Genomic DNA, 13,486 nt, shown 5'->3' with positions numbered 1-13,486 from the left:
CGCTTGCACGCGCCTTCGGGCGCGGGCATCTTTCGCTCATGACTGGCTCCAGCACATACGGCGGCTTCGACGCCCTCCTGACCCGGATGGAGCGCCGCCGCCTGCCCATGCAATTCGGCCCCGAAGAGCGCCTGCCCTCGGTTGACGTGGACTTAGCGCCGCTCAAGACCTCCCTGGCCGGGATGGTGCAGGAGCCCTATGCCAGCTCGGGCACGAATTTCGCATTCAAGGTGCGGGAATTGCACCGGGAATTCGATGGCGCGCCAGAGCTTCTGCACCTGCACGGGCTGCTCATCGCCTGCCTGCGCCGCCGTGACCAGCCGCCGGAAACCGCGCCGCTTTTCCTGCGGCTCTGGGCCGAAGAGGCGCCCTTCCTGCTGCGGCACCTGAACCTGCGCTGGCAGGTCTCTGCCATCACCACCTTTGGCGATCACGGGGCCACCCCGGCGCAGCGCCAGCTGGGCCAGTCGCTGTCGATCCTGTTCAACGTCATGAAGCTGTACGAAAGCGAGCGGCTTTACTCCGGCACCCCGCCGGACAGGCCCTTTGCCGGGCCGCGCATCACCCACAGCCTGCCGCTGCAGATGGACACCTATGCGCTGATGAACGGCGGGCTGGATGTGAACCTGCTGGGCCGGCTCTGGCTGGATGCAGAGCGCGACGCGGTCATCGCCCCGCTCGCCCGCCACCTGCTGCAGGCGCTGGACGAGGATTCGCGTACTGTTTTCAGGCGCCTGCATCTGATGCGCACCGCGCGCCGTGACAGTGCGGACAACCAGACCAGCGACCTGATCCACCGGCTGCCCTCGCGCGGGCCGGCCAATGTCGCCCCCCCGTCATTGCGCCGCAAGCCGCGCGACCTGCCCAGTTGGGGCATCGTCAGCACGGTCAAGGCGCCCTTGCCCCAGATCGCCCGGTTCGTCGCCTATCACCTGCGGATCGGCGCGGCGCGGGTGCATGTCTACCTCGACGATCCAGACCCCGCCGCAGAGGCCTTCCTGACCCAGGACGAGCGCGTGCATGTGGTCCAATGCGATCGCAGCTACTGGAAGGCCCGGCACGGCAAGCGCCCCCGCACCCACCAGCGCCGGCAGGTCTGCAACGCCACCCATTGCTATCGCAAGACCCGGCTGAACTGGCTGGCCCATGTGGACGTGGATGAATTCATCATGCCGCCCAGGAGCATGGCAGAGGTCCTGGCCCTGATGCCCGATGACCTCTGCCAGCTGCAACTGCGCCCGGCAGAAATGCTGGCCGGCCCGGACAGAAACCACTTCAAGCTGACCGCCCGCTTTGCCGGCGTCGACAGCACCGCCCTGCCAGAGGTCTATCCCACCTTCGGAGAGTTCCTGCGCGGCGGCTACATCAGCCACCTCGAGGGCAAGCCAATCGTGCGCACCGGCATCCCGGACGCGCGCCTGGGCATCCACACCATGCTGACGGACGAAAAGCCAGTCACCAATGCCGCAGAGCTGCTTGAGGGCTGGCTGGGCCACGCCCACGCCCCGGACTGGGAGCACTTCCGCGAGAAGCTTGAGTTCCGCCTGACCCAGGGCTCCTACCGTGGGACCGAGGACCGCTTTGGCCTGGGCGAAGTGCTGAAGTTCCTTCAGGAAAACGAGGGCGAAGAGGGGCTGAAAAGCTTCTTCGAAGAGGTCTGCGCCGATACCCCTCGTCTGCGAGAGGCGCTCTCGCGCTACGGGATGCTGGTGACACTGGACCTCGAGCTGGACCAGACCTGCAAGGACGTCTTCGGCAGCCTGCCCGAAGATATCCCCGCATGAGCCTTCGCTGGGGCATCGTGGCCACGATGAAGGCGCCGGCCCAGGCCGTGCTGGACTTCGCCGCCTGGCACCTGGAGCTGGGCGCGCATCGCCTTTACCTGCACCTCGATGATCCCGCCGATCCGGTGGCGCCCACGCTGAAGGCCCACCCCCGCATCCGCGCGATCCGCTGCACCGATGGCTACTGGCAGCGCCAGGGCCAGCACCCCAAGCGGCACCAGGTGCGCCAAAGCGCCAATGCTACGCGGATCTACCACGCGGCCGCCGGAAAGGTGGACTGGCTGACCCATATCGACGTGGACGAATTCCTGATGCCCGCGACAAGCGTGCACGCCAGCCTCTCTGCCCTGCCCGCCAGCTGCCAGAGCGCCCGCATCCGCCCGATGGAGGCGCTGGCCCCCGATGGCCCCGCCCCGGATGACGCCTCCTCCCTCGTGCGGTTCAAGCGGTTCTCGCCCGATCCCGACCTGCGCCGCGCCCAGACCAGCCGGATCTACCCGCAGTTCGGGGACTGGCTGAACGGCGGGATGCTCAGCCACGTGGCCGGAAAGCTCTTCGTGCGGCCGGGTCTGCCGGGGGGCGTGCTGAAGATTCACAATCTCTTCACGGACATGGGCCAAAATCCAGGTATTCGCGATCTTGCGGACATGGCGCTTGCCCACTTCCACGCCGCCGATTGGGACAGCTGGTCAGCCCATTTCGCCTACCGGCTGGAAAAGGGCTCCTACCGCGAAACGCTGAAGCCCGCCGCCCCCGGCCAGGAGACGCTGCATGAGCTGCTGGCACGGATCCATGGCGCCGAAGGTCAGGACGGCCTGCGCCGCTTCTACGATGCCGTCTGCCGCGACACGCCGGAGCTGCGCGCGCGCCTTGCGGCAGAGGATCTTCTGAGCGAAGCACAGATGGATTTCCCCGCCCTGCGCCGCCGTCATTTTCGGCAAGCGGCTCACCCCTGACGGGAACCCGTGACGCTGCGTTTACCTTAAGGTAATTATTGCGCTTCCGGGCCGGCGTAATATATCGGAAAACAAGGCGAAACCACGGCCAAGATTGACCGCGCAGCCTATCTGCTGTAAATGGCGGACACTTGCCAGAGTGCGGCCCATCTGCTGCCTGGCTTCATGCCGGACCAAGGGGTCCGGACTTTCACACGCTACGGGCCCGATTGTGTCCGTAAACCACGGATACACATGACCAAGTTTTCTGATCTCAACCTGGACCCCAAGGTCCTGAAGGCAATCGAAGAAGCGGGCTATGAGCAGCCCACGCCGATTCAGGCGGGCGCGATCCCCCCTGCTCTGGCGGGCAAGGACGTTCTGGGGATTGCCCAGACCGGCACCGGCAAGACCGCTTCCTTCACCCTGCCTATGATCACGCTGCTCTCCAAGGGCCGCGCGAGAGCGCGCATGCCGCGCTCCCTGGTCCTTTGCCCGACCCGCGAACTCGCCGCGCAGGTGGCTGAGAACTTCGACACCTACACCAAGCACATGAAGCTGACGAAGGCCCTGCTGATCGGCGGCGTCTCCTTCAAGGAACAGGATGCGCTGATCGACCGTGGTGTGGACGTGCTGATCGCCACCCCCGGCCGCCTGCTGGACCATTTCGAACGCGGCAAGCTGCTGCTGACCGGCGTGCAGATCATGGTCGTGGACGAAGCGGACCGGATGCTCGACATGGGCTTCATCCCGGATATCGAACGCATCTTCTCTCTGACGCCCTTCACCCGTCAGACGCTGTTCTTCTCCGCCACCATGGCGCCTGAGATCGAGCGGATCACCAACACCTTCCTTTCCGCCCCCGAGCGGATCGAGGTTGCGCGCCAGGCCACCACCGGCGCTAACATCGAACAGGGCGTGGTAATGTTCAAAGCCTCCCGCAAGGATCGCGAAGGCTCTGAGAAACGCAGCCTGCTGCGCAAGATCATCGACCAGGAAGGCGACAGCCTGACCAATGCGATCATCTTCTGCAACCGCAAGACGGACGTGGATATCACCGCGAAATCGCTGAAGAAATACGGCTACGACGCGGCGCCGATCCACGGTGACCTGGACCAGTCGCAGCGCACCAAGACGCTGGACGGCTTCCGCGACGGCTCGCTGAAGATCCTCTGTGCCTCCGATGTGGCGGCCCGTGGCCTGGACGTTCCTTCCGTCTCCCACGTGTTCAACTTCGACGTGCCCTCCCATGCGGAAGACTACGTGCACCGCATCGGCCGCACCGGCCGGGCCGGTCGCAAGGGCAAGGCCGTGATGATCTGCGTGCCGCGCGATGAAAAGAACCTGGCCGACATCGAAAAACTGGTCGAGAGCGAAATCCCCCGGATCGAGCTGCCCGGCGTGAAATCCTCCGCCCCCGCTGCTGCGGCACCTGCCGCCGCCGAAGAGGTCAAGGCAGAGGATGCACCGAAGCCCAAGCGCACCCGCACCCGGTCGCGCAAGAAGACCGAAGAGCCCAAGCAAGAGGTCGCAGAGGCCAAGGCAGACAGCCAGCCAGCCAAGGACGATGCGCCCCAGGCAGAGGTCAAGGCAGCTGACAAGCCGGCCGAGAAACCTGCCGACACGGCCCAGAACAAGGGCCAGGACAAGGCCCAGGAGAAAGCTCCGGAAAAAGCTGCAGACAAATCCGCGGGCGACCGGAACAACGATCGCGGCAACAACGACCGCAACAACAACGATCGTAACAACGACAAGGGCAACAGCCGCTCGAACAACAACAATTCGCGTGGCAAATCCCGTGGCGGTAACAACGACCGCGACAAGAAGGTCGTGGGCATGGGCGATCACCTGCCCAGCTTCATCGCCCTCTCGTTCGAGGAACGTCGCGCGGGCTGACCTTCCGAGTATAGAAACACTGAATGAAAAACGACGCCAATTGGCGTCGTTTTTTTTGTTTGAGTTCAAGGATTGGTAAGCGCGCGCTCCTATGCAACTGGCATCTACAGGAGTGGCATGATGGCAAGACTTCTCAATCCGGGCCCCCGCCATGAGCGGCGGCTCGCTACCCGGTACAAGGTCAAGATGGACTGTCGGTTGCATGTCGGGGATCGCTCCCTGACCGCCGTGCTTGAGGACATCTCGCTTGGCGGCGCCGGGATCCGGCTTCCGAACGTGGTGTCCAGCTATGGCAGTTTCGAGGGGCTGCGGTTCCAGATCGTCGACGTGGGCTTCCTGAGGTCACGGATGCGCTGGAAGAACGATCGGCGCGCGGGGATCCAGTTTGAACCCACCGCGCATCGTAGTGCAGGGCTGAACGCCCTGATCGCCAGGCTGGAGCAGGAGGGCGCCGCCCTGCCCGCTCCCGAGTGGGATCAGGCGCTGAGCCGTGAGATCACCACCGTGACCTCGGGTTTCTTGCCGACCTCGTCCTGAGAGGAGTTGCGCACGATCCGGCGCAGCGCCTCTTCCAGCTTGGCATCGTCGCGCAGCGTCTTGGCGTCTGCTCGGCCCAGGAACTGGCTCAGGTCCTCTTCCAGAACGTCGACCAGCGGCGCATTGGACTTGCCGGTTTCCGACAGGCCCTTCACGTCGCACCAGGCGTCGCCCAGCGGTTCGTCTTCTTCATCCAGCACAAGGGTCACGACCACGTGACCGTTCAGCGCCATGCGGATACGGTCGCGCACGATCCCGTCCATCGCGCCGATCTGAACGGAGCCATCCAGGTAGGTGCGCCCGGTGTCGATGTATTCCGCGACCTTGGGCTGGTTGCCGGAGAGGTCGATCATCATGCCGTTGACGGCGATGACCGCCGCGCGGCCGTTGGCCTCTGACAGGCGGGCAAGTTCGCGCAGGTGACGGTGTTCGCCGTGCATCGGGATCACCATCTGCGGTTGCACCACCTCCTGCATCTTCAGCAGGTCGGGCCGGTTCGCGTGACCGGACACGTGGTACATTCCGCCGTTGTCATCCACCACGTTCACGCCCTGCTCGGAGAAGGCGTTCATGATCGCGATCACGCCCTTCTCGTTGCCCGGAATGGTCTTGGAAGAGAACAGGAAGGTATCGCCTTCCTGCATTGTGAAACCGTTGTACTTGCCCCGTGCCAGCTGGGCAGAGGCTGCGCGCCGCTCCCCCTGAGAGCCGGTGACGATCAGCATCAGGTTCTCCCGCGGGATATCGCGGGCCTCTTCGGGGCTGACCACCGTGGGGAAGTTCTTGAGCACGCCAGTGGCGACGGAGGCCTCAATCATGCGGCGCATCGCGCGGCCCAGCAGGCAGATGGAGCGCCCGGCGCGGTCGCCCGCCTCTGCCAGCGTCTTCACCCGTGCCACGTTGGAGGCAAAGGTGGTGGCCACGAACATGCCCGAGGAGCTGGCGACCAGCTCCGTGATCGGCTCGCCCAGCTCGCTTTCGGACCGCCCTGCGTGGGGCGAGAAGACGTTGGTACTGTCGCAGATCAGCGCCTTGACGCCATCCTTGGACACCTCGCGGAAGAGGTTTTCGTCAAAGGCTTCGCCGACCAGCGGGTTGAGATCCAGCTTGAAGTCGCCGGTGTGCACGATCCGCCCTTCCGGCGTGTCGATGACCAGGCCGGAGCTTTCCGGGATCGAGTGCGAGATCGGCAGGAAACCCACGGTGAACGGGCCCAGCTTGATGGTCTCGGGCCAGGCGGAGGCCGTGGTGACGACCTCATCGCTGAATCCGTATTCGGCCAGCTTGCCGCGCGCGATATTGGCGGTGAAGGCGCGGGTGTAGATCTTGGGTGCGCCCAGTTTCTCATAGAGATGACCCACAGCGCCCACGTGGTCTTCGTGGGCGTGGGTGATGAACAGGGCTTCGATCCGGTGCTTGTTCTTCGCCAGCCAGGTCGTGTCCGCAAAGATCAGGTCCACGCCGGGCGTAGTGTCCATGTCCGGGAAGGCCACGCCAAGGTCCACGACGATCAGCCGCTCTTCCCCAGGCGCGCCATAGCCGTAGACATAGGCGTTCATGCCGATTTCCCCGGCGCCGCCGAGGGGGAGATAGATCAGCCGGTGCTTGCTCATGGGTTGCCTAACGCTTTGTTGTAATCGTGGATGATCCTGAGGCCGTGAATGGTCAGGAATTCATCGAAATGGTCGTAGAGCGTATCGCCCTGCGCGAACAGCGGCGCAAGCCCCCCGGTCGAGATAATCCGCATGGGCCGGTCATATTCGCTGCGTATCCGCTCGCAAATCTCCCGAACCAGGCCGATATAGCCCCAGAAGACGCCGCTCTGCATACAGGTCACCGTATTCGTGCCGATCACCTTCTGCGGGCGGGTCACGTCCACATGCGGCAGGGCGGCGGCCATTTCGTGCAGCGCCTGGAGCGACAGGTTCACGCCCGGAGCGATCACGCCGCCGACGTAAGCGCCGTCTTCGGCCACCACGTCAAAGGTCGTGGCCGTGCCGAAATCGACCACGATGATATCGCCGCCGTAGCGCTCGAAGGCGCCGGCAGCATTGACCAGCCGGTCCGGGCCCACCTGCGTCCCCTCGTCCACGCGCGGCGGATTGGGCAGCAGGCATTCGGGCTTTCCCACCACAAGGGGGCGGCAGTTGAAATAGCGATCCGACAGGACCCGCAGGTTGAAGACCACCCGCGGCACGGTGGTCGAGATGATCATCGCATCGATATCCATCGGGATGCGATGATGGGCCAGCAGGGTCGACAGCCAGACGTAATATTGGTCCGCCGTGCGCTGATGCTCGGTCGAGGTGCGGAGCGTGCAGAGAAAGCGCTCTCCGTCCCAGATGGAGAAGACGGTATTGGTGTTACCGCAATCGATGGCCAGAAGCATGTGATCCTCCCTCGCGGGCCTGGGTCAGAAGAAGACGTCCGCAGCCGCGATCCTGTGCCGGGTCGCACCTGTTGCAAGCACCAGGTGACCTTTTTCATCCACCGTTTCGAAGATACCGGTCAACTCGGTATTGCCGAAACGGGCCGTGATCTGTTGTCCGACATGGCTGGCGCGTTGCAGCCAGGCCTGGCGGATGGGGCCAAAGCCGAAGGTGCGGAAGGTCACCTCATGGGCGGCATAGGCCACCGCAAGGGCGTTCAGCATCTCTTCCTGACTCACCTTGGCGCCGGTTTCCGCCAGAAGGGAAACGGGATGCAGCGCGCGGGCTTCCACTTCTTCTGGCACCGGGGCTTCCAGCAGGTTCACACCGATCCCGATGGACAGTCCGGTCTGCCCCTTCCGGTTCATCCCTTCCAGCAGGATGCCGGCCAGCTTGCCACCGTTGAGAAGAACGTCATTGGGCCACTTCAGCGTCAGCCCCTCTGCCCGCCCGGTCAGAGAGGTGACGGCTTCATGCAGGGCCAGGGCAGCAACGAAGCTGCGCAGCGCGGTCTTTTCAGGGGGTTCGACAAGGGGAAGGACAAGCGTGGCGGCAAAGTTGCCCTTCGGGGCGAGCCAGGGCCGCCCGCGGCGGCCCCTGGCCTTGGTCTGTTCCCGGGCCATCAGCCAGAGCGGACGACGCAGGGTTTCGAACCGTTGCGCCGCCTCGTCCAGCGTGGACCCGACGGAGTCCAGCACGACCCGGTCGTAGCCTCCTGGCCAGTCTTCCGGGATCGGCTCTAGCACCTTTTACTGCACCAGGGTCTGGGCAGCGGCCGCAGCGATGCCCTCGATCCCGAAGAGGTTCACGACGCCCAGCAGCATGATCGCCGCAGAGACCATGAGTGCCCCCGCCAGCATCGGTGCCTTCGTGGCCGGAAGCGGCTCGGAGTTTTCACCGAAGTACATGTAGTAGACGATCCGCAGGTAGTAGTAGGCACCGATGACAGAGGCGACCACACCCAGGATGGCCAGCCAGGCCAGCCCGCCCTCGTATGCCGCACGCAGCACGTAGAGCTTGCCGAAGAAGCCCACCAGCGGCGGAACACCGGCCAAGGAGAACATCAGGATCAGCACGGCCAGCGCACGGCCCGGGTTGGTGGTGGAGTAGCCCTTGAGCGCCGCGATATCCAGAACCGGACGGCCGTCACGCTCAAGCGTCATGATGAAGGCAAAGGTCCCGATGTTCATGACCACGTAGATGGCCATGTAGATCAGCATCGCCTGCACGCCGAACTGGGTGCCGGAGGCCAGGCCCATCAGGGCGTAGCCCATGTGCGCGATGGAGGAATAGGCCATCAGGCGCTTGATGTTGGTCTGACCGATCGCCGCGATGGAGCCCAGGAACATGGACAGAAGCGACATCAGCGCGATGACCTGCTGCCAGTCCGCCACGATATCGCCGAAGGCGTCATGCACGACCCGCGCGAAAAGCGCCATGGCGGCAATCTTGGGGGCGGTCGCGAAGAAGGCGGTAACCGGGGTCGGCGCGCCTTCGTAGACGTCCGGGGTCCACATGTGGAAGGGCACGGCAGAGACCTTGAAGGCCATGCCGGAGATCATGAAGACCAGGCCGAACAGCAGCCCGAGGGGCGCGCGCCCCTCGCCCGCGGCTTCGATGATGCCGGAGAAGAGCGTGGTGCCGGAGAAGCCATAGACCAGCGAGGCACCATAAAGCACCAGACCGGACGACAGCGAGCCCAGCACGAAGTACTTCAGGCCGGATTCCGTCGACTTGATGCTGTCACGGCGCAGCGCGGCCACGACGTAAAGCGCCAGCGACTGCAGCTCCAGCCCCATGTAGAGGGAGATCAGGTCACCGGCAGAGACCATCACCATCATGCCGACCACCGCAAGGGTGATCAGGATCGGGTATTCAAAGGTCAGCAGACCACGGCGGGACATGTAGTCCTGCCCCATCACCAGCACGACCGCGCCGGACAGCAGGATGGCAACCTTGGCATAGCGGGCGAAACCGTCCGCGATGAACATGCCATGGAAGGCCGTGGGTGCCACATCCCGCGTCGCGATCCACAGCGCCGTCACGGCGAAGATGACCGCCGTGGCCCAGACCAGCGCCGGGGCTGCCTTGTCCTTGCTGGTATAAACCGCGCCGACGAGCGCCAACATGGCGCAGCAGGCCAGTATGATCTCCGGCAGGATTACGTTCAGATCGGCCTGAAGCATCAGGTAGCCTCCAGATCAGTGAGACGCGGCCATGGCCGTATCGCCCAGGCGATCGGCCGCGGCAAGCGCGGTTTCGTGGTTGTCGACAAGCAGCTCGACCGAGGGGCCGATGATGTCCGTGACAAGAGAGGGGTAGACGCCAAGCAGCAGGGTCATGGCCACGAGCGGAGCGAAGATCCACTTCTCACGCGTGTTCATGTCCTTGATGGAGCGCAGGCTCTCCTTGATCAGGTCGCCCATGACGACCCGACGGTAAAGGAACAGCGCATAGGCGGCAGAGAAGATCACGCCGGAGGTGGCGACCACCGCGACCCAGGTATTGACCTGGAAGATACCAACCAGCGTCAGGAATTCACCGATGAAGCCGGAGGTGCCGGGAAGGCCCACGTTCGCCATGGTGAAGAACATGAAGATCAGCGCATAGGCCGGCATCCGGTTCACCAGGCCGCCGTAGGCAGCGATGTCACGGGTGTGCATCCGGTCGTAGATCACGCCGACGCAAAGGAAGAGCGCGCCGGAGATGAAGCCGTGGGACAGCATCTGGAAGATGGCCCCATCCACGCCCTGCTGGTTCGCCGCGAAGATACCCATGGTGACATAGCCCATGTGCGCGACGGAGGAATAGGCGATGAGCTTCTTCATGTCCTCCTGCACCAGCGCCACGAGGCTGGTGTAGACGATGGCGATGGCAGACATCCACAGCACCAGCGGCGCCATGACGTCAGCACCAACCGGGAACATCGGCAGGCTGAAGCGAAGGAAGCCGTAGCCGCCCATCTTCAGCAGGATCGCCGCCAGCACAACGGAGCCCGCGGTGGGCGCCTGCACGTGGGCATCCGGCAGCCAGGTGTGCACCGGCCACATCGGCATCTTCACCGCGAAGGAGGCGAAGAACGCGATGAACAGCAGCGTCTGCATGCCGCCCATTATGTTCAGGCCCAGCACGGTCATCGGGGTGGAGGCGAAGTCGAAGGTCAGCAGCGTCGGGATGTCGGCGGTGCCGGCCTCCGTGTACATCACCACCATCGCGACCAGCATCAGGACGGAGCCGAGGAACGTGTAGAGGAAGAACTTGAAGCTCGCGTAGATCCGGTTCGCCCCGCCCCAGATGCCGATGATCAGGAACATCGGGATCAGGCCCGCCTCGAAGAAGAGGTAGAACAGGACCATGTCCAGCGCCATGAAGACACCCAGCATCAGGGTCTCAAGCAGCAGGAAGGCGATCATGTATTCCTTGACGCGCGTCTTGACGCCCCAAGAGGCCCAGATCGTCAGCGGCATCATGAAGGTGGTCAGCAGGACGAAGAGAACTGAGATCCCGTCGACGCCCATCTTGTACTTGAGGCCCAGCAGCCAGTCGCGTTCCTCGACCATCTGGAACCCGGTGTTCGACGGATCGAAACCGGCCAGGATGAAGAGAGAGACGACGAAAGTCAGCGTGGTGGCGATCAGCGCGACCCATTTCGCGTTGCGCTGTGCCGCGCCGTCCTCGCCCCGCAGGAAGACCGCCAGGATCAGCGCCGCGATGGCGGGCATGAATGTGACGATGGAGAGTAGGTTGCTCATTATTCCGCCCCTCCGGTGAGCGTCATCCAGGTAACGAAGACTGCGATGCCGATAACCATCGCGAAGGCATAGGTGAAGATGTAGCCGGACTGCCACCGCCCCGCGAGGCGCGTGAAATAGGGAATGATCCCCATCGCAAGCCCGTTGATGGAGCCGTCGACGATCTTGCCGTCACCGCCCTTCCAGAACAGGCGGCCAAGGCGGCTCGCGTTCTTCACGAAGACAGCGTCGTAGATCTCATCGAAGTACCACTTGTTCAGCAGGAACAGGTAGAGCGGACGGTTGGTTTCCGCGAAGCGGGCCGGCAACCAGGTGAACTTGATGTAGAACAGCCAGGCCACGATCAGGCCGCCGAGCATCGCGAAGAACGGGCTCAGCTTGACCCAGGTCGGGGCATGGTGGGCTTCTTCCATCACGTGGTTGTCCGGCGCCATGAAGATCGCACCCTCAGGGGCAACACCAGCTTCAGCCATGTGGCCGGCCGCTGCGGCGTGATCGCCTTCGGCGGCGTTTTCGCCCTCGGCTGCGTGGTCCGTTGTCGCGAGCACACTGCCTTCGGCACCATGTCCGGCGTCTGCCACTTCGCCATGCGCGTCACCGCCTTCAGTGGCTTCCGCGTGAGCAGGGATACCGAAGAAGCGGTTCACGGAGTCATGATCGCCGAAGAAGGAGTTGTACCAGAGCATCCCGGAGAAGATCGCGCCAAGGCTCAGCACGCCGAGCGGGATCAGCATGACCTTCGGGCTTTCATGGGCGTGCTCATGGGTGTGCTTGTCACCGCGCGCCTCGCCGAAGAAGGTCAGGAAGATCAGCCGCCAGGAATAGAAGCTGGTGAAGGCCGCCGCGATGACCAGCATCCAGAAGGCATAGCCCGCCCCGACACCGCCCCAGGCGCTCTCGATGATCGCGTCCTTGGAGAGGTAGCCGGCAAAGCCGATGTGGGTGAAGGGAATGCCGACGCCGGTGATGGCAAGAGTGCCCAGGATCATCGCCCAGAAGGTATAGGGCAGTTTCTTGCGCAGACCGCCGTAGTTCCGCATGTCCTGCTCGTGGTGCATCCCGTGGATCACCGAACCGGCGCAGAGGAACAGCAGCGCCTTGAAGAAGGCATGGGTCAGCAGGTGGAACATGGCCGCCGAGTAGACACCAACGCCGGCTGCGACGAACATGTAGCCCAGCTGGGAACAGGTCGAATAGGCGATGACGCGCTTGATGTCGGTCTGAACCAGACCCACGGTCGCGGCGAAGAAGGCCGTCGTGGCACCCAGGAAGGTGATGAAGGCCGTCGCATGGGGAGCGTATTCCATCAGCGGCGACATGCGGCAGACGAGGAAGACACCGGCGGTGACCATGGTCGCGGCGTGGATCAGCGCCGACACGGGCGTCGGGCCTTCCATCGCGTCCGGCAGCCAGGTGTGCAGGAACAGTTGTGCCGACTTACCCATCGCGCCGATGAAGAGCAGGAAGGCGATCAGCTCTGCCGCGTTCCAGTCGCGCCACAGGAAATGCAGGCTGGTTTGAGCCAGCACCGGTGCCTGGGCGAAGATCACGTCGAAGCTGACGCTGTCGGTCAGGAAGAACAGCGCAACGATGCCAAGTGCGAAGCCGAAGTCACCGACCCGGTTCACGACGAAGGCCTTCATGGCCGCGGCACCGGCAGAGGGCTTCTTGTAGTAGAAGCCGATCAGCAGGTAGGACGCCAGGCCCACGCCTTCCCAGCCGAAGAACATCTGCACCAGGTTGTCCGAGGTGACCAGCATCAGCATGGTGAAGGTGAAGAAGGACAGGTAGGCGAAGAACCGGGGACGGTATTCCTCGGTTTCCTTGAAGTTCTCATCATGCGCCATGTAGCCGAAGCTGTAGAGGTGCACGAGCGCAGAGACCGTGGTGACGACGACCAGCATGATGGAGGTCAGCCGGTCCAGCCGGATACCCCATTCGATCGACAGCGCGCCACTTTCGATCCAGCGCATCAGCGGGATGTACTGGGTCTGCTCGGGCGTGTTGAAGAACACGATCCAGCTCAGCAGGCAGGCCAGGAACAATAGGCCCGTGGTCAGGTATTGCGCACCCTTGACCGTGATCAGCCGCCAGCCGAAGCCCGCGATCACGGCCCCGATCAGGGGCGCGAAGAGGATGATCGATACCATGGG

The 13,486-nt window shown here is 63.8% G+C and carries 10 protein-coding genes; 4 read left to right on the top strand and 6 right to left on the bottom strand.

Annotation, left to right across the window (positions count from 1 at the left end):
- Nucleotides 1-38: 38 nt before the first annotated feature.
- The 4 genes from HCZ97_RS07245 (at nt 39) to HCZ97_RS07230 (ending at nt 5,152) form a co-directional block, all read left to right on the top strand.
- Nucleotides 39-1,784, top strand: coding sequence for a glycosyltransferase family 2 protein (locus tag HCZ97_RS07245; protein WP_167688023.1), 1,746 nt, complete (start codon nt 39-41; stop codon nt 1,782-1,784).
- Nucleotides 1,781-2,740: a glycosyltransferase family 2 protein gene (locus HCZ97_RS07240; RefSeq protein WP_167688022.1), complete on the top strand. Its 960-nt coding sequence runs from the start codon at nt 1,781-1,783 to the stop codon at nt 2,738-2,740. Before HCZ97_RS07245 ends, HCZ97_RS07240 begins: the two co-directional genes overlap by 4 nt.
- Nucleotides 2,741-2,974: 234 nt before the next feature.
- Nucleotides 2,975-4,615, top strand: coding sequence for a DEAD/DEAH box helicase (locus HCZ97_RS07235; protein ID WP_167688021.1), 1,641 nt, complete (start codon nt 2,975-2,977; stop codon nt 4,613-4,615).
- Nucleotides 4,616-4,735: 120 nt separating this feature from the next.
- A complete protein-coding gene (locus HCZ97_RS07230) occupies nt 4,736-5,152 on the top strand; it encodes a PilZ domain-containing protein (RefSeq protein ID WP_167688020.1) in 417 nt (138 codons plus the stop codon).
- Here the strand turns inward: HCZ97_RS07230 and HCZ97_RS07225 are convergent.
- Genes HCZ97_RS07225 through nuoL form a run of 6 tightly spaced genes read right to left on the bottom strand, consistent with a single transcriptional unit; the run spans nt 5,092 to nt 13,483 of the window.
- Entirely contained in the window at nt 5,092-6,765 is a 1,674-nt protein-coding gene (locus HCZ97_RS07225) for a ribonuclease J (RefSeq protein WP_167688019.1), read from the bottom strand. The two genes, HCZ97_RS07230 and HCZ97_RS07225, sit on opposite strands and share 61 nt — an antisense overlap.
- Nucleotides 6,762-7,541 (bottom strand): type III pantothenate kinase, encoded by a 780-nt coding sequence (locus tag HCZ97_RS07220; protein WP_167688018.1) that lies wholly within the window; start codon nt 7,539-7,541, stop codon nt 6,762-6,764. The genes HCZ97_RS07225 and HCZ97_RS07220 overlap by 4 nt, the downstream gene beginning before the upstream one ends.
- 24 nt (nt 7,542-7,565) lie before the next feature.
- A complete protein-coding gene (locus tag HCZ97_RS07215) occupies nt 7,566-8,327 on the bottom strand; it encodes a biotin--[acetyl-CoA-carboxylase] ligase (RefSeq protein WP_368484332.1) in 762 nt (253 codons plus the stop codon).
- 3 nt (nt 8,328-8,330) lie between these two features.
- Nucleotides 8,331-9,767, bottom strand: a complete 1,437-nt coding sequence (gene nuoN / locus HCZ97_RS07210; RefSeq protein WP_167688017.1) for an NADH-quinone oxidoreductase subunit NuoN — start codon at nt 9,765-9,767, stop codon at nt 8,331-8,333.
- Nucleotides 9,768-9,782: 15 nt separating this feature from the next.
- Nucleotides 9,783-11,333 carry an NADH-quinone oxidoreductase subunit M gene (locus HCZ97_RS07205; protein ID WP_167688016.1) on the bottom strand — a complete coding sequence of 517 codons (1,551 nt, stop codon included), beginning with the start codon at nt 11,331-11,333 and terminating at the stop codon, nt 9,783-9,785.
- Entirely contained in the window at nt 11,333-13,483 is a 2,151-nt protein-coding gene (nuoL, locus tag HCZ97_RS07200) for an NADH-quinone oxidoreductase subunit L (RefSeq protein WP_167688015.1), read from the bottom strand. Before nuoL ends, HCZ97_RS07205 begins: the two co-directional genes overlap by 1 nt.
- Between the last annotated feature and the right edge of the window lie 3 nt (nt 13,484-13,486).

It is taken from the genome of Pseudooceanicola sp. HF7 (assembly GCF_011806405.1).
Classification (GTDB): Bacteria; Pseudomonadota; Alphaproteobacteria; order Rhodobacterales; family Rhodobacteraceae; genus Pseudooceanicola.
This window is presented reverse-complemented; position numbering and strand designations above follow the sequence as displayed.